The following is a 14,205-nucleotide window of genomic DNA, read 5'->3' as shown; positions in this document are numbered from 1 at the left end:
TTAAGCATGCACGGCGTTTTTCTCGACCTAGATAGCCTCGCGCCAGCCGACGTAAACTGGCACAAGCTTCGCGACGCAGTCGACAGTGCCGATGTTTACCCGCAAACCAACGCAGCCGACATAGACGTACGCATCGCCTCTGCTGATGTGGTATTCAGCAATAAGGTAGCCCTCGGCCGTGCCAATTTCGCCGCGGCTAAAAATTTAAAATTCGTTGTTGTACTGGCAACCGGAACCAATAATATCGACCTTGCCGCCGCCACTGAATTTGGCGTAACCGTATGCAATAACGTCGCCTACGCCAACGCTACCCTAGTCGAACACAGCGCAATGCTAATCCTCGCGTTAATGCGCCAGCTGCCCAGCTACCACGCGGCAGTGCAACAAGGACAATGGCAAAACCACGATCAGTTTTGCCTGTTAGAACCGCCGATCCGCCAATTGCGCGGAAAAACCCTGGGTATTATCGGCTACGGTGCGTCCGGGCAAGGCGTCGCCGACTTTGGCCGCGCCATGGGAATGAATATTCTCGCATGGCAATCGCGGGGCGCAGCTAGGGCCGAGCAAACACCACCGCGACTGCCATTGAGTGAACTGCTGCCGCAATGCGATGTACTGAGTATTCATTGCCCACTCACCGAACAAACTCGCGATCTAATCAACTATGCCGCGCTACAAACAATGAAACCGGAAGCCATTCTTATCAACACCGCGCGTGGCGGCATCGTGAACGAGGGCGATCTAGCACGCGCGTTAGACGACAGTCTGATTAGTGGTGCAGGGGTAGACGTTCTCACCGAAGAACCGCCAAGAAAGAGTAATCCACTGCTCAGTTGCAAGCACCCCAACCTAATCGTAACACCCCACAATGCCTGGGGAAGTCGCGAAGCGCGACAGGCACTAATCGATCAATCGGTAGAAATAGTCGCGGCTTTCCGGCGGGGTGAAGCCATTAATATCGTTAATGGATGCTGAGCACGAATCTTAATAACACCGGCTCAGCAGCCGTTTTTTATAGACCTTCGCTCAGCGCCTTCACCTGGTCCATGATAATTTGCTGTAATTCACCAGCGCACACATAAATCTCAATGCGGCTAATCAACTTATTCTCAATAGTGAATCGCGTGGCTATTTTCAGCGGCTCGGGCAAACCACTTATTCTTAAATCATAAAAACAATCGACCTCATCGCCCTCTACCAGCCAGCGTCTATTCTCAATCGCCTCATTGCCCTCATACGCGGGATCTTTTAACAACTCGCGCAATTGGGCCGCTCCGCTGCCGGTGGCATAGCCCATCTCCCAGCGGGTACAGTTCTCAGCGAACAATACATTCTCTGGCTTATGCTGCAATAAACCCGCATCTAAATACGTTTCGACAATAGCAATTTGTTGGGCACGAAAATCACTCATTCTTTATCCTTATAATTATTTTAATCTGTCAATCGGGTTCCCGAACCGCTTCAGGTACTGCGATTACGCGCAATAGCACCCGCAATTAAACACTCCACAAATATGACAGTTCGCTCAACAATTACGTCACTACTTTCCTTCTGCTCCAAATAATCGAGCGCCGCAAAAAGCGTGTGCTGCGCAATCAAACGCGTCAAGGTTAAGAGCATTTCATAGTCAGGCAACAATTTATCTAAGCCAAGCAAGCACAAATCCTCTGCACTATCGGCGGCAAATTCATCTAACATTTTCTGCAATGCCTCACGAAGGCAAGGTAGACCGCCATGAATCTCCCTAGCGCAAAAAATTACACCAAGTGGATGTTCTCGAACATAGTCAAAATAGCGTAGTGTAGACGCCCTAATCATATCTTTGGCATCTCTATTCGCACTTCGTCGGGCAAAGCGAAGATCAACTCGCAATTGCGCAGACAGTGGCTCGACTAAAGCAACAGCAACTTCATCTATCGATTTAAAGTGGCGATATATTGCCGTGTGGTGCATGCCGGCTTCCCGCGCCAACTCCCTCAAACCGAGATTTGCAATCGACCGTTGCCTAGCGCCTAGACGTAACGCCGCTTTCAACAGTCGATCTCGTCCGCCACCCACTTTAGCGGCGGACAGATTCCCCTTCCCTCCCCTTAATTTCTTAGCGGTAGTTTCGATTTTGGCACTCACATTCACGCCCGAAATTAAAAATTATTGAAATCGAGATTAGCTTAGATTGACACGAATGTCACCATATGGTTACATCCACCTAAGTCACCACATGGTTACATTGAGTATTAGCGCAACATCATTCACGGGCTTAATAATAAGGAATGGTGAATTGCCTCATACCAATAAACGTATTTAATCGCTTAGGCGCCAACAACGGGGTTCCACGACATATATCTGATAGAAAATAAAACGATGCAGTCTCCTTTTTGGGGCAGCTACGCTTAAAAATACAATTAAAAATAAAAAAATAAGGAGTGAGTTATGCGTATAACGCAAAATTTCCTGAGCCAACGTAAGCTAGTATTTTTGATTTCTACACTCAGCTTGACCGCTTGTGGCGGGTCAAGCAGCAAGCCTGAATTGTCAGAAACAACAGGGAATACAGCAAACCTATCTGAGCACGCCCTCCGAGTTAACAGCCCGGATGACGAAGTCGATGAAACCCCTGGCGATCTAATATGTGCGACCGCGCAAGGTGCATGCACCCTGCGCGCAGCAATCATGGAGGCGAATTCCAGTGTCCTGAATTCCGCAGGAAATCCGCACACCATCGTTATACCGGAAGGCACCTACGCGCTATCAATACCCAATACACTTTCTACAGGCGATTTAGGACTAGATGCGGCTATCGCTAGACCAATCATCGCAAGCGAAGAAACCGGGTCACTCAATATAACGGTTCCCATGACCATTCAAGGCGCAGGCGCAAGGGAAACGATAATTGACGCACAGCAACTAGATCGGGTATTCGAAATACACCGCGGCGCTGACACGGCGTTCGCCGATTTAACGATCACCGGCGGATACGGCAACACCATGGGCGGAGGAATATACTCGCAGGCGCATTTAAAGTTATCGCGGGTTTGGATTATAGAAAATCAATCCAGTGGCGGCGGCGGTATATTCGTTAACCCACTCGGCAGTTTAGAGCTAAACGACAGCACGGTTAGTCATAATATCGCTGAAGGTCAAGCTGGCGGCATACGCATCGATACCCGAGGAACAATCACAAACTCGACTATCAGCCACAACGAGGCACTGGGTTTAGCAGAGCCACTACCCGCAGGCACAGGCGTTCCATTTGCTTTCTCGCAAGGCGGTGGTATCGACATTCGCGGTATAGGCACTAGCATTCGGAATTCGACGATTGTATTTAACAGTTCCGCCCAAGGTGGCGCCGGAGTTCATTTCGACACTGCATATATAGATGCCTTGCCCGATCCAGTCACCGGCGCAGCCGAGATCCCACACTTTGATTTAATTTTAGAAAATACAATTATCGCAAATAATCTCTCCGAGGTTGAAAGCGGTGATTGCTTAACGACAGTTGGCCTTTCGCGCATATTGTCACAGGGCAACAATATAGACAGCGACGGCAGCTGTGGCTTGGATCAGGCCGGAGACTTACCGGGCGTTGAACCTTTTCTTGCACCATTAGCAAACAACGGCGGGGCGACCGACACACATTTACTATTACCATCTAGCCCCGCAATAGACGCTGGAAAGATCGAAACCTGCACAGCTGTTGATCAACGCGGGGTAGCTCGCGGCCAAAATAATACCTGTGATATCGGCGCCGTCGAATCAGAGTGACAAGTTTCCGGAGTAAATTATGAATAGTTTTTGTAGCGGCTTTTTAAACCTCACTCTCCCACGCCTACTTATCGCAGCTGCACTGGTATTTCAAAGTGCTTGTGGTGGAAGCTCAAGCTCGCCCGGAGGTGATCAGAACCCAAGTAACACTGCGCAAGAAAGTGAGGATAACTCGCCCCCGTTTAGCCCGGCATCACCAGGCACATTTATCGTCGATTACGAGGGTGACGAACCCGATATATTACAAGGTGATGGCCTATGTGAAACAGAGACTGGGGGTTGCAGTTTACGAGCGGCAGTTCAGGAATCTAATGCCACAATACTGCTGAGCACAAATCCATTCACCCACACTAACGTGATAATTATGCCTCCAGGCCACTATAAATTTATAGAGCCGCCACTTATACCAACCGTTGTCGCCGAGGGCACCTCCGATGCTGGAATGCTATCTATCCTTGGCTCCACTAACATTCGCGGCGCAGGGGCCCGAAAAACCATTTTAGATGGCAATGGTATTGACCGAGTATTCGGTGTGGGTCCAAACGCAATTTTATCTATTTCCGACCTAACCATTACCGGAGGATCCGCTAGCGGAATCTTTAATCAAGGCCAATTAACCGTTACGCGATGCACTATTAGCGGCAACACTAGCGGCTATGGCGGCGGTATTTTCAATACTCCAAGTAGCTCCGCGATTATAGATTCAAGCACCATCAGCAATAACACTGCTGAAAGCGAAGGCGGTGGGATTCGATTTGATGCAGCGGGACTGGTCATAAACTCGACGATTAGCAACAATCGCATACTAGAGGATTGCTGCTCAGACAGTACCTATGACGGCGGTACACAAGGTGAAGGTGGCGGAATAGATGCACGCGGCGGCGGCCCAGTCACCATCATCAACTCCACTATAGTCAACAATCACGCGGTCATTGGCGGTGGCGGACTCAATATTGCGACGTCCTATCAAGGCGATCCTGGCGGGGTATTTCAGGCAATTGGCAGTGAAGTTTTCGGACGCCCGGTCGAATTAATTAACACAATAATTGCTGGCAACACCTCCACACGAGGTCCTGCAAACTGTAAAAACACTATCTCGGCTATCCACTCACTCGGCGGCAATATATCCGATGACGATAGCTGTAACCTAAATTTTACAAATGACCAGAATTCTACCGACCCAGAGTTAGATGAACTCGCTGACAATGGCGGCCCTACCGACACCCATGCCCCCTTCGCAACCAGTCCCGCACTTGAAAATGGCCTAATGGACCGATGCCCCGCCCAAGATCAACGTGGCGCACAACGAGAAACTGTATGTGATAGTGGCGCAATGCAAGAGGGAATGTAGGTCCAGCTAAACTGTTTGAGGCGCAGAGGAGATAGCTAAAGTCAGCCAATGAAATCATTGCGGTGGTAACGCCAATCAATCTGCGCCTGAACAACAGAAAATGCACGGTGATTCTCACAAGGAAACCACCCTGCTTTTCCTTTTAATTATTCTACGCGCTAAGCGGAACTATGAAATTATCGACACACCGTCGCTTTCGATCACGGTTTTGGCATCGGCACGTTCAATGATTTTAACCAAAATAGATTGAATCGTTTCGTCTTCACGGGCGTCTTGTTCACAGGTGAATTTCTGTTCTTGGGAAGCTTCACCTTCGTCCAAAACAAAGGAGATAAGCACCTCGCTGGCAGAATCTGCGCTTTTACCAAAGTAGGTCAACGATATTTGCGGATAACCGTTAAAGCCCTTCTTTACCTGTTTTGCGATACGTTTCTTGGCTTTATCTACGTTCATTACTTTGTCCTAGTAGACGCTAATGCCAAGACAATATACTGAAAGCCCAAGCCGAACAATCGCACATATCGCGATTCCCCTAGGGTTTCACCGCCACCCGCTCAACCCGCCACGCTTGGCCAGGTGCTTGAAGCCAAGTATAGCGAAGTAAATTGCTCTGCGTGTCTAGCCAAAAACGACTGTCTTCGCCGTATTGATCACCAATAAACGACCAACATGCACTGCGGTATCTAGCGCCCTGAATATGAATTTCTTCATCGGCGATGAACGCGCAGCGGCGCGTGCCGCGATACGGCCGCAGTTTTTGGTTGGCCAGCGTATCTGGTCGAATGTCTGGCACAATAATCGGCGCATTGCCGCCGAGCTGGGCGACTCGCTTAATAATGCCACCAGTAAAAACTCGCATCAGCGGGTAAACCGGTGCGGCGGGTAACGCGAGCACCTGCTCGGCGTCAGCATTTATCTGCCAATAGCACTGCTGGGCGCTAAGATCGTAAAGTGCTTGAATGGAATGCTCGTCATGCCACTCAACCAAAACCTGGGTTAAGTCATCACCAACGCAGATAGCCCGGCTGCGAAGCGTTAACTCTCCTGCCTGCCGACAACTGTCGATCACTAACTCGCCACGGCTATTGGTATAGAACTGCCAGGTTTCACTGACCGGCTGCAGTACCTCGTTCAAATAATAGTCGTAGCGCCCGGCAGACAGTATTGCTGCGCTCTCCGCTTTTGCAAACACAGCAATATTCATTCAAAAATTTCGATCAACTCAACCAAGGCGCCACCGGTCGTCGCAGGGTCGAGATAAACCAACGCTTTGCTACCGAAGCGAACTGGGCCGCTGGGGGTTACGTGGCCCGGCTTTACGCCTTGCTCGGCGAGCATGGCCATGACTGTATCCAACTCCTTTACCCGCCACGCGATGTGGTTGATCCCAGCGCCACCGGAGGGGTATTTCTCAATTTGCGCGCGCATTTGCGGCTCGCGCGCTTCTATTAATTCAAATTCAGTGCCCGCCACGGTCACAAAGGCAAATCGGCTCGGGCTGTCTACGCCAGCCGGTGGCTCCCAGCGCACGGTATTTACGTCTATGCCATAGAGCGCCTCAAAGTCAGCCACCGCGGCCTCCAAATCACTCACCACATGACCAACGTGCTGAATCCCAAGAATGTAGTCCTGCAGCGCAAAGGCCAAGTTTTTCATCATTTTCCCGATCTCAGTCTGGATATCACAATCAATTTGTATTAATGTTATATCAATAAGCAATATTATCAAACTTTCTATCGTAATGCTTGCGCACTAAAACCCATTAGCTATGCGCAACTACTACAGCATATACAGAGGACGAACCTTGAAAAAATTTACCCTCGCCGTATTCAGCAGCCTAATGCTTGCGTCCCCAGCCTATGCGGAAACCGTCGCCCTCAGTATCGAAGTTGACGGTATAAAACACAGCACAGGCAGCTTGGCCGCCCGGGTATACAACAAAGACAACTGGCTGAGCGACTCACCAATAATGACAAAAGTTCTGCCAATGCCAAGTAACTATAAAGGCGGACCGCTGCAAATCGATATTGAACTCGAGGCAGGAAGATACGCGTTTGCGGTGTATCACGACGTTGACGGCAGCGGCGCCATGAACAAGAACTTTATCGGCCTACCCGAAGAGCCAGTGGGTTTGTCTAACGATCACCGTCCGCGCTTTGGGCCACCACGTTACAAAAAGGCCGAGCTCAGTATTAACGCCGACACCAAAAAAATAAACATCACATTAGATTAAGGCCCGCCACGGCCACTGAATTATTGGGAGACAGTATGAAGATTTTCATTTTGGGTATGGGACACGTAGGCAAAGCCCTCGCTAAGCGCCTTCGTGCGGACGGCCACAGCATTGTTGGCAGCACAACCACACCTGGCAAAGTCGACGACCTTCGCCAATACGCAGACGAAGTCGCCATTCTTAAAGGTAGCGAAAGCGACAAAGTAGCCGCCGCCTCTGCAGGCTGCGACGCCATTGTGGTGACCGTAGCGCCAAATATTCGCAAGACTCGGACAAAGGAAGAACGCGAAACCGAATACCACGAAGTGCTAGAAAAGAGCTGCCAAAGCGCAGCGGCAGTGTCCCCCCGCGTTATTTTTCTGTCATCGTTTTCAGTCTACGGCAATGGTGGCGAAGGCACTGGGGCAATTGATGAAAGTACACCAACGGCCAACCATGAAGAGCCCTCTTCTAAGTTTTACCAAGCCGCCGAGCGCGCAGTATTAGGTGCGACCGAAGGTTGCGTACTGCGCTTCCCAGACATGTACGGCGCACCCGGCGACATGAGTTTTACCGAGCGGGTAAAAATGGCTCACAGTTATTTCGGCGGTAAAGTCATTTTTGGCGCCAACGCGCCACTGTACTGTATTCATTTTGAAGATGTGGTGGCCTCGGTTAAACACGCCATCGACAAGTCCCTCGCGGGCACCTTTAATGTTTGCGACAACGACAACCTGCCGTACACCAACAAGCAAGTCTTCGACGCCATCACCGACCGCGAAGGCCTAAGTCGCCTCGACTACCTCGACCAAATCCAGGCGCCCAACCGCAAAATTTCAGCGCAAAAAATCTACGACACTGGCTATAAAGTTCTGCATGCAGACCCCAATGCCGAGATCGTCGAAGCCAGCCAAAAAGCAGGGGCGTAAGCATGGCCAGTATCGTCATCACCGGCAGCACTAAGGGCATTGGCTTTGGCTTAGCACGGGAGTTCGCGCGACTGGGTCACAAGGTAATGATTTCAGGTAGCAGCGATGCCAGCGTCGAATCCGCCCTCAACAGCCTACAAGACGAAGGCACTGTGGCCGGCCACACCGCCAATGTGCGCGAAGCCGATCAGGTTCAAGCCCTGTGGGATGCCGCCGAAGCAAAATTCGGCAGCGTCGACATTTGGATCAACAATGCCGGATTAGCGCGCACAGTGTGGTCGATAGTCGACACCCCCAGCGCTGAAATTCAAAACATGGTCACCACCAATATGCTGGGCACAATCAATGGTTGCCAAGTCGCCGCCAAAGGCATGTTAAAAAACGGCCAAGGTAAAATATTCAATATGCTCGGCGGCGGCAGCGACGGCGAAACCTTTCCTGGCATGGGCGTGTACGGTTCCACCAAACGTGGCCTCGATTACTTCACCAACGCCCTGATCAAAGAGTTAAAAGACAGCCCTTTAATCATCGGCAAAATTCGCCCCGGTATGATCATTACCGAAGGCGTAGTACGCGAAGCCCGCGCAGATTTCGAGAATTTTCAGAAGTCGCGCAAGATCATGAACAATCTGGTCGATACCGTGGACACCGTTTCACCGTGGCTTGCCAAAGAGGTTCTGGCCACCGATAAAAGCGGCCGCAAAATACGCTGGCTCAACGGCAGCAAGATCGCCGGTCGGATGTTAATGAGTAAGATAAAACCACGCCCAGATCAGTTCGAGGCCTTTGGCCTGTAATTTGTCCCATTCACAACCACAGTTAAAACAACAGCCCACAAAACAGAGGTTTGCATGAGCGCCGATACAAAAACCATTGACCAGTTTCTTGCCGAAAACCCCAACGTAGATGTAAGCAAGGCATGGGAACGCAGCTTTACGATTCTTACCGATATTAAAAACCGCATCGCCGAGCGCTTTAGTAATCTGGAACTCGACCCAGATTGCGTCGGTCGGGAATTTTACACCTCGCCCAATGGCGAGTTCGAAGGTTCGATGAAAGCATGGACCGGCAATGGCGTTGAATGGCTGGTCAATTCATGGCTAGGCAATCGCAAAGCCAGTATCTTAGACATGAACGCCACGGCCTTCCTCGGCCAAGAAACCGATGTACCGCATTTCATTATGGTTTTTGGCACCATACCCAAACTGTTCTTCTACTTTGACTTCACCCCGCGCAGCGATATTCGCGTAGACGAAGAGTACTTAAACAAATACTACGACGACGAAGCCAACAAAGACTTCTTAGAATTGCGCGGCCATCCCAACTTCCAGTGGTCTGTTAGTCACGGCCCCTATATGCGCGCACTGTTGTCACCCTCGGCGCTAAGCCTGAGCGCAGATTTAACCGATGAAAACATCGATATTCTCGAAGACTATGCCTACCGCTTTTTAAACCGTTGGCTGGGCTGGTTAGACAAGGCCGAGCCAGTGCCTGCAGAGCGCCGCGCCGAGTTACAACGCTACGATCACAAGGTGCGTGAATTGGGTTATCGACTCGATCCCATGAACAAGCTGGCCGCCCAGGTGTTTGGCGAAGATCAGGTCGAACATATGATTAACGTGCGCATGGGTAAGGCGCAAATGGAAAAAAACAAAACCTATTGAGGAACTGCGATGCGAGCCCTTGGCATAGAATTATCTGAGGGCATTCGCCCCCGCCACCTCACCGCCTACTTACTGGCGGCGCTTATTTCATCAGGCTACGCTGGCGCCCTCGCGGTGTTACAGCCGGGCTTATTAGCGACCCTCGGCTACGCCACGGCCGATCAAGCGCATATCACGGGCTTACTCGGCGCAGTGCAGGAAGCCGTATTAATTCTCACCATGGGCTTGTTTGGTGTGCTCGCCGACCGCATAGGTCGTCGTTACGTCTACGCCTTTGGTTTAGGATTCACCGCACTCGGCTTTTTTGCCTACCCCTTTGCCACCTCCTTTGCGCAACTGATCGGCTATCGTCTTATTATCGCCCTCGGCGGTGCCGCCATGATCGGCATGATGGTGACCGTTATTGCCGACTACAGCTCGGAACAGTCGCGCGGAAAGGCCAATGGCTTACAAGGTTTACTGGCCACCTTTGGTGCGTTTATACCGCCGATTCTCGGCATCATGCCCGGCGTGTTTGTGGCAAAAGGCTACAGCGAAATTGAAGCTCAACAAGCCACCTTTGGTATTGGCGGCGCCATGGGCGTGGTCGGCACTATTATTGTGTTAATTGGCTTAGCTCCCCACGCAAAGTCTGCCGCCAAGGAAATACAGGAACCCATCGCAACGATGCTGCGTAAGGGCCTACAAGCGGCAAAAGATCCGGGCGTGGCACTAAGCTATGGCGCGGCATTTATCTCCCGTGGCGACCTTGCCGTAACAGGTGCTTTTATGGGCCTTTGGCTAGTGCAGTTTGGCACCCAAAATTTAGGCATGGCGCCAAGCCAAGCCATGCAAGAATTGGCCGTACCACGCGTACTCACCACCGTAACGGGGGCGATGATTGGCGCCATTCTTATGGGTATTATCGCCGACCGTATTCGTCGCAGCACCGCAGTGATGATCGCCGCCGGACTCGCCAGCTGTGTGTATTTAAGTGTTGGCCTTGTCGACGACCCCACTGCACCGTGGGTGTTTGGCTTATTGGCCATAATGGGCGTAGCCGAAATCAGCGCCTTTGTGTCTAGTCAGGCGCTTGTGGGGCAGCAGGCACCAGCAGCAAGGCGTGGTGCCGTCATCGGTTTCTTCGGGGTGGCTGGTGCTGTGGGCATCTTAGTCGGCACGGCTGGGGGTGGCTGGCTGTTCGGTAAATTTGGCCCGAGCACACCCTTTGTTTTATTCGGTGTGCTCAATGGTGTTGTCTGCGTTGCCGCGTTTTTTGTGCGGCGCAAAGTGATAAAACCGGGAACAAACGAATTAGGCTAAAACACCAAGCCTTCTCTTTACACAGTACCGCAAGAACAGAGGACGAGTTTAGCGGGTATCGATGAGTCAACATCGTGCCCGCAGCAGAAGCGTTTTCAGACTGAGAGCGGTTTGTTGCGGCTTAACAAAAGCCAAGCTGCAACGGATGCCACGACTTCAAGGGCTAGGTAAACGTACATGATTTGATTTTCGGCGCCATCAATTATCAAGCCGACAAGACGGCCACCGCCCATACCCACCATAAGCAATAACACCGCAAGCAAGCCAAGCCGAATAGTCTCAGCTTTTGATGATAAAACAAATAGCACGATACCAACCCCGACTGACATACCACCATAAGTGGCTCGCATATCCGTTAAGGCCGTGGCCGTTGCTGGCGCTGCATCAGTAATTAAAAGGGCAAGCTGAGCCGGCGCAAAAACAAACCCAAGTCCGTACAGAGCAAAAATAGCGGCAGTGATATTAATTAAAAGCACATTAAAGTTCATGGTGTAGAATTAGTCTCTGTTGTGGTTATGAATATTGAGGACAAGAGAGTATAGCCAGATAAATTTAACTTTATCACCACCCTATTTCGCTCCTTCTAGCGGGGGCCCAGTAAACTCTGCCTCAATAATGACTTCAATATTATCCCCCACACCCATCGTCGTTCCGGGTTCAGGAATACCGATTACTATGCCAAAATCAGATCGCTTAAACCTGCCTCGCGCAGAAAAACCTACTCGCGCATTTGGGTCGTAAGGATGCCCTGCATACCCCCCGTTAAATGTCGCATTCAGCACAATCGACTTAGTGATCCCATGCAAGGTTAAATCCCCCTTGATTCGCATTGAGCTGCCTCCGGTTGTTTCAAGTTCAGTAGAACGAAATTCAATGCGAGGAAACTGGGCCGCATCCAACCATTCAGGCCCCAACAGCGTACCGAGGAAACCCTCTGGGGGTGAAGGCAATACCAATGAGTGAGGGTCGATCTCTACCGTCACAGCCATTGACCTTGGTTTGAGGGGATCAAAATTTAACAGCGCAGTGAATTTTGTGAACCGCGCTGTATACCAGGAAAAGCCCAAATGGCTAACTCGAAATGACAAATCGGCGTGAGCTGCGTCAATGTTATAGCTCCCTGCAGGCGCCTCAGTAACAAATGCTACAGCGGGTTCACTGTGTTGATGCTGACTCGCCTTTGGCGAGCATGCAGCAAGCACAATCGCTGTCACAAACCAAAGTAAATGCTTTACGGTGCAGGGCTTCATTGTCCGCCTCCATCGCGATTATTATTGGAATACTTAGCTGTCGATATCAACAAGCGGAGCCTCATAGAACCGAGTGTCCAGAGGCACAAATGGCTGCTAGTTATTTGTAGAACTCAACATAAAATCGAACTTTACCTAAGGGCATAACCTCGTGTAGCACTGTAGGTTCAACCACGCCATGGCGATGTATATTGAGAGCAATGAGTTCTTTGTCGGGCTCATTTATGGTGTATTGCAGCTGACCTTCGAGCACCACTATTTTCCCCCACACTGACTCCTTAGTGCTGTGTTCGTGCAGCAAACCTTTGGGAACGGTGTCCTCAGTAAATTCAGGCGTTTTTTTATAGGGAATGACATGTGCAGGGAGCTGTTTCATACCGTATACCTTCTATCGCAGACACACAGTTTTATACTGTGAATACCTTAAGCATAACGTTTCTCATGAGCGTTTAGGGTCTTCTCCACTTTTTGTAAAGCACTACGTATTCTCTTGGCAATTGAATCAGCCGAATTATTCGCCCCAAGCAAGCTCGCAGAATGTGCCGCGCAGAGGTTCTCGGCTGCGCGCCATTGTTCGCTGAGCTGTATTGCCCAGTCGCGAAACTCTTGGGCAGCGCCAGCGCGTTTCTCTAGCGTTTTTGCCAGCGTCATATGAAAGCTAACAGCGGGCTTTTTCAGCTTACCCAGCAGGCCCGGCAACGGCAGATACATTAGGGTGTCGTCAGAATGAATTGTTTTTGAGGTCTGGTGGTAAGCAAGCACTGACGAGAAATGTAGGTTCTCATTTGCTGAGATAAAATCGACACCGGCGGGGATTGAAAACTCTAGATCATCTGCAAACAAAGCTGCGCATTCAGCCGATTCCGTCAGGTCAGCCTGCCACGGTAGCCCCGGAAATTTCTGATGGTGACGCCGAGTGCCATAAAGCCGCGCATCAGGATACTGCTTGTGCATCGCCTCAACATGAATGGTATGAAAGGGATGTAAATTAATAATGGCTTCAATATCAGCGCCATTATTAGTCAAAGCGTCTACCTCAGCCTTGAGTGCGCTATTCAGCGTATAAGCATCTAACAACACATATTTGCCATTCGCACGACGCACCAAAGAGGCATGAGTACCAATATTCAATACCCCGGCAATTTTGAACTCACCACGAATATTCCAAAAGTCGTCTGCTATTTTTATAATTTGTTCGCTCATGGCAGTACTTACCCTCTTTCGTTAATATCACAGACTATTGCGTGTGTTTTCTTCCTTGGAGGATAACACTCGCCGCGAGACTTGGCCTAATGGCAACATCGTATTCTACACTCCAAGGAAACTATCCATGTCAGAGGACAAAACTCAGAAAATAAAAGACACAGCAGCCGCACTTTTTGACGGTTTTACCGAGGAAAAGCCCTATGACTTGTGGCTAAGTTTTGACAGTGACTTGGCCAAGCGTATGTCGCGTTTTGTGGTTGGCGATATGTATGCGCATGATGTGCTGCCCCGCACTACCCGGCAGTTAGTCGCGATCTCGGCGCTAAGCGCCCTTGGCAAGCAAGATGAATTAAAACTGCATATTCATGCGGCCCTGAATGTGGGCTGCGCGCCAAGGGAAATCGCTGAAGCTATTTTTCAAATCGGTGTATATGCCGGTTTCCCCGCCATGAATAGCGCGCTACTAACCCTGCGCAGCGTGCTGGAAGAAAACAGCTTGTGGCCTCTGGATCAAAGCGGCCCAGACTAA

Annotated in this window: 18 protein-coding genes; 9 read left to right on the top strand and 9 right to left on the bottom strand. The window is 50.5% G+C overall.

Features of this window, described 5'->3' with window-relative positions; genetic code table 11:
* Window positions 1-6 precede the first annotated feature (6 nt).
* Window positions 7-975 (top strand): D-2-hydroxyacid dehydrogenase, encoded by a 969-nt coding sequence (locus ABD836_RS12520; protein WP_344936426.1) that lies wholly within the window; start codon window positions 7-9, stop codon window positions 973-975.
* A gap of 37 nt (window positions 976-1,012) precedes the next feature.
* Here the strand turns inward: ABD836_RS12520 and ABD836_RS12515 are convergent, their stop codons facing one another.
* Both ABD836_RS12515 and ABD836_RS12510 read right to left on the bottom strand, forming a co-directional pair.
* The gene (locus tag ABD836_RS12515; protein WP_344936423.1) at window positions 1,013-1,411 is read right to left on the bottom strand and encodes a DUF8021 domain-containing protein; all 399 of its coding nucleotides are present in this window, start codon (window positions 1,409-1,411) and stop codon (window positions 1,013-1,015) included.
* 50 nt (window positions 1,412-1,461) lie between these two features.
* On the bottom strand, window positions 1,462-2,127 hold the full coding sequence (locus tag ABD836_RS12510) for a TetR family transcriptional regulator (protein ID WP_344936421.1): 666 nt from the start codon (window positions 2,125-2,127) through the stop codon (window positions 1,462-1,464).
* A gap of 303 nt (window positions 2,128-2,430) precedes the next feature.
* On the opposite strand from ABD836_RS12510, the gene ABD836_RS12505 reads away from it, so the two are divergent.
* Together ABD836_RS12505 and ABD836_RS12500 are read left to right on the top strand one after the other, a co-directional pair.
* The gene (locus tag ABD836_RS12505; RefSeq protein WP_344936419.1) at window positions 2,431-3,762 is read left to right on the top strand and encodes a choice-of-anchor Q domain-containing protein; all 1,332 of its coding nucleotides are present in this window, start codon (window positions 2,431-2,433) and stop codon (window positions 3,760-3,762) included.
* 19 nt (window positions 3,763-3,781) lie between these two features.
* Entirely contained in the window at window positions 3,782-5,113 is a 1,332-nt protein-coding gene (locus ABD836_RS12500; protein WP_344936416.1) for a choice-of-anchor Q domain-containing protein, read from the top strand.
* Between the two features lie 168 nt (window positions 5,114-5,281).
* On the opposite strand, the gene ABD836_RS12495 is transcribed toward ABD836_RS12500, so the two are convergent.
* The 3 genes from ABD836_RS12495 to ABD836_RS12485 form a co-directional block, all read right to left on the bottom strand.
* Complete coding sequence (locus ABD836_RS12495) at window positions 5,282-5,566, bottom strand: hypothetical protein (protein ID WP_344936414.1); 285 nt, start codon at window positions 5,564-5,566, stop codon at window positions 5,282-5,284.
* 79 nt (window positions 5,567-5,645) lie between these two features.
* Window positions 5,646-6,317 (bottom strand): hypothetical protein, encoded by a 672-nt coding sequence (locus ABD836_RS12490; RefSeq protein WP_344936412.1) that lies wholly within the window; start codon window positions 6,315-6,317, stop codon window positions 5,646-5,648.
* Window positions 6,314-6,772, bottom strand: a complete 459-nt coding sequence (locus tag ABD836_RS12485; protein WP_344936409.1) for a VOC family protein — start codon at window positions 6,770-6,772, stop codon at window positions 6,314-6,316. Before ABD836_RS12485 ends, ABD836_RS12490 begins: the two co-directional genes overlap by 4 nt.
* A gap of 145 nt (window positions 6,773-6,917) precedes the next feature.
* On the opposite strand from ABD836_RS12485, the gene ABD836_RS12480 reads away from it, so the two are divergent.
* Genes ABD836_RS12480 through ABD836_RS12460 form a run of 5 tightly spaced genes read left to right on the top strand, consistent with a single transcriptional unit; the run spans window position 6,918 to window position 11,220 of the window.
* On the top strand, window positions 6,918-7,346 hold the full coding sequence (locus ABD836_RS12480; protein WP_344936407.1) for a DUF2141 domain-containing protein: 429 nt from the start codon (window positions 6,918-6,920) through the stop codon (window positions 7,344-7,346).
* Window positions 7,347-7,381: 35 nt separating this feature from the next.
* Window positions 7,382-8,254 carry an NAD-dependent epimerase/dehydratase family protein gene (locus ABD836_RS12475; RefSeq protein WP_344936405.1) on the top strand — a complete coding sequence of 291 codons (873 nt, stop codon included), beginning with the start codon at window positions 7,382-7,384 and terminating at the stop codon, window positions 8,252-8,254.
* A gap of 2 nt (window positions 8,255-8,256) precedes the next feature.
* Complete coding sequence (locus tag ABD836_RS12470; RefSeq protein WP_344936403.1) at window positions 8,257-9,051, top strand: SDR family NAD(P)-dependent oxidoreductase; 795 nt, start codon at window positions 8,257-8,259, stop codon at window positions 9,049-9,051.
* A gap of 54 nt (window positions 9,052-9,105) precedes the next feature.
* A complete protein-coding gene (locus ABD836_RS12465; RefSeq protein WP_344936402.1) occupies window positions 9,106-9,918 on the top strand; it encodes a hypothetical protein in 813 nt (270 codons plus the stop codon).
* A 9-nt stretch (window positions 9,919-9,927) separates the two neighbouring features.
* Window positions 9,928-11,220, top strand: a complete 1,293-nt coding sequence (locus tag ABD836_RS12460; protein ID WP_344936400.1) for an MFS transporter — start codon at window positions 9,928-9,930, stop codon at window positions 11,218-11,220.
* Between the two features lie 95 nt (window positions 11,221-11,315).
* On the opposite strand, the gene ABD836_RS12455 is transcribed toward ABD836_RS12460, so the two are convergent.
* The 4 genes from ABD836_RS12455 to ABD836_RS12440 form a co-directional block, all read right to left on the bottom strand.
* Window positions 11,316-11,696, bottom strand: a complete 381-nt coding sequence (locus ABD836_RS12455; protein ID WP_344936398.1) for a DUF4345 family protein — start codon at window positions 11,694-11,696, stop codon at window positions 11,316-11,318.
* A 93-nt stretch (window positions 11,697-11,789) separates the two neighbouring features.
* Window positions 11,790-12,470 carry a YceI family protein gene (locus ABD836_RS12450; protein WP_344936395.1) on the bottom strand — a complete coding sequence of 227 codons (681 nt, stop codon included), beginning with the start codon at window positions 12,468-12,470 and terminating at the stop codon, window positions 11,790-11,792.
* A 100-nt stretch (window positions 12,471-12,570) separates the two neighbouring features.
* Window positions 12,571-12,846, bottom strand: a complete 276-nt coding sequence (locus ABD836_RS12445; protein WP_344936392.1) for a TehB family protein — start codon at window positions 12,844-12,846, stop codon at window positions 12,571-12,573.
* Between the two features lie 47 nt (window positions 12,847-12,893).
* The gene (locus ABD836_RS12440; protein ID WP_344936390.1) at window positions 12,894-13,673 is read right to left on the bottom strand and encodes a hypothetical protein; all 780 of its coding nucleotides are present in this window, start codon (window positions 13,671-13,673) and stop codon (window positions 12,894-12,896) included.
* A 127-nt stretch (window positions 13,674-13,800) separates the two neighbouring features.
* Here ABD836_RS12440 and ABD836_RS12435 point away from each other — a divergent pair, with 127 nt between their 5' ends.
* Window positions 13,801-14,205, top strand: coding sequence for a carboxymuconolactone decarboxylase family protein (locus ABD836_RS12435; protein WP_344936387.1), 405 nt, complete (start codon window positions 13,801-13,803; stop codon window positions 14,203-14,205).

Origin of the sequence: Zhongshania borealis, assembly GCF_039539625.1 — a bacterium.
In the GTDB taxonomy this organism is placed as follows: domain Bacteria; phylum Pseudomonadota; class Gammaproteobacteria; order Pseudomonadales; family Spongiibacteraceae; genus Spongiibacter; species Spongiibacter borealis.
The sequence above is the reverse complement of the archived record's forward strand: the minus strand, read 5'-3'. Positions and strand labels throughout refer to the sequence as shown.

Excerpts from the sequence above, each read along its gene's own strand:
- ABD836_RS12520 (WP_344936426.1), top strand. The coding sequence starts at position 7 with ATGCACGGCGTTTTTCTCGACCTAGATAGCCTCGCGCCAGCCGACGTA.
- ABD836_RS12515 (WP_344936423.1), bottom strand. The coding sequence starts at position 1,411 with ATGAGTGATTTTCGTGCCCAACAAATTGCTATTGTCGAAACGTATTTA.
- ABD836_RS12505 (WP_344936419.1), top strand. The coding sequence starts at position 2,431 with ATGCGTATAACGCAAAATTTCCTGAGCCAACGTAAGCTAGTATTTTTG.
- ABD836_RS12500 (WP_344936416.1), top strand. The coding sequence starts at position 3,782 with ATGAATAGTTTTTGTAGCGGCTTTTTAAACCTCACTCTCCCACGCCTA.
- ABD836_RS12495 (WP_344936414.1), bottom strand. The coding sequence starts at position 5,566 with ATGAACGTAGATAAAGCCAAGAAACGTATCGCAAAACAGGTAAAGAAG.
- ABD836_RS12490 (WP_344936412.1), bottom strand. The coding sequence starts at position 6,317 with ATGAATATTGCTGTGTTTGCAAAAGCGGAGAGCGCAGCAATACTGTCT.
- ABD836_RS12485 (WP_344936409.1), bottom strand. The coding sequence starts at position 6,772 with ATGATGAAAAACTTGGCCTTTGCGCTGCAGGACTACATTCTTGGGATT.
- ABD836_RS12475 (WP_344936405.1), top strand. The coding sequence starts at position 7,382 with ATGAAGATTTTCATTTTGGGTATGGGACACGTAGGCAAAGCCCTCGCT.
- ABD836_RS12470 (WP_344936403.1), top strand. The coding sequence starts at position 8,257 with ATGGCCAGTATCGTCATCACCGGCAGCACTAAGGGCATTGGCTTTGGC.
- ABD836_RS12465 (WP_344936402.1), top strand. The coding sequence starts at position 9,106 with ATGAGCGCCGATACAAAAACCATTGACCAGTTTCTTGCCGAAAACCCC.
- ABD836_RS12460 (WP_344936400.1), top strand. The coding sequence starts at position 9,928 with ATGCGAGCCCTTGGCATAGAATTATCTGAGGGCATTCGCCCCCGCCAC.
- ABD836_RS12450 (WP_344936395.1), bottom strand. The coding sequence starts at position 12,470 with ATGAAGCCCTGCACCGTAAAGCATTTACTTTGGTTTGTGACAGCGATT.
- ABD836_RS12445 (WP_344936392.1), bottom strand. The coding sequence starts at position 12,846 with ATGAAACAGCTCCCTGCACATGTCATTCCCTATAAAAAAACGCCTGAA.
- ABD836_RS12440 (WP_344936390.1), bottom strand. The coding sequence starts at position 13,673 with ATGAGCGAACAAATTATAAAAATAGCAGACGACTTTTGGAATATTCGT.
- ABD836_RS12435 (WP_344936387.1), top strand. The coding sequence starts at position 13,801 with ATGTCAGAGGACAAAACTCAGAAAATAAAAGACACAGCAGCCGCACTT.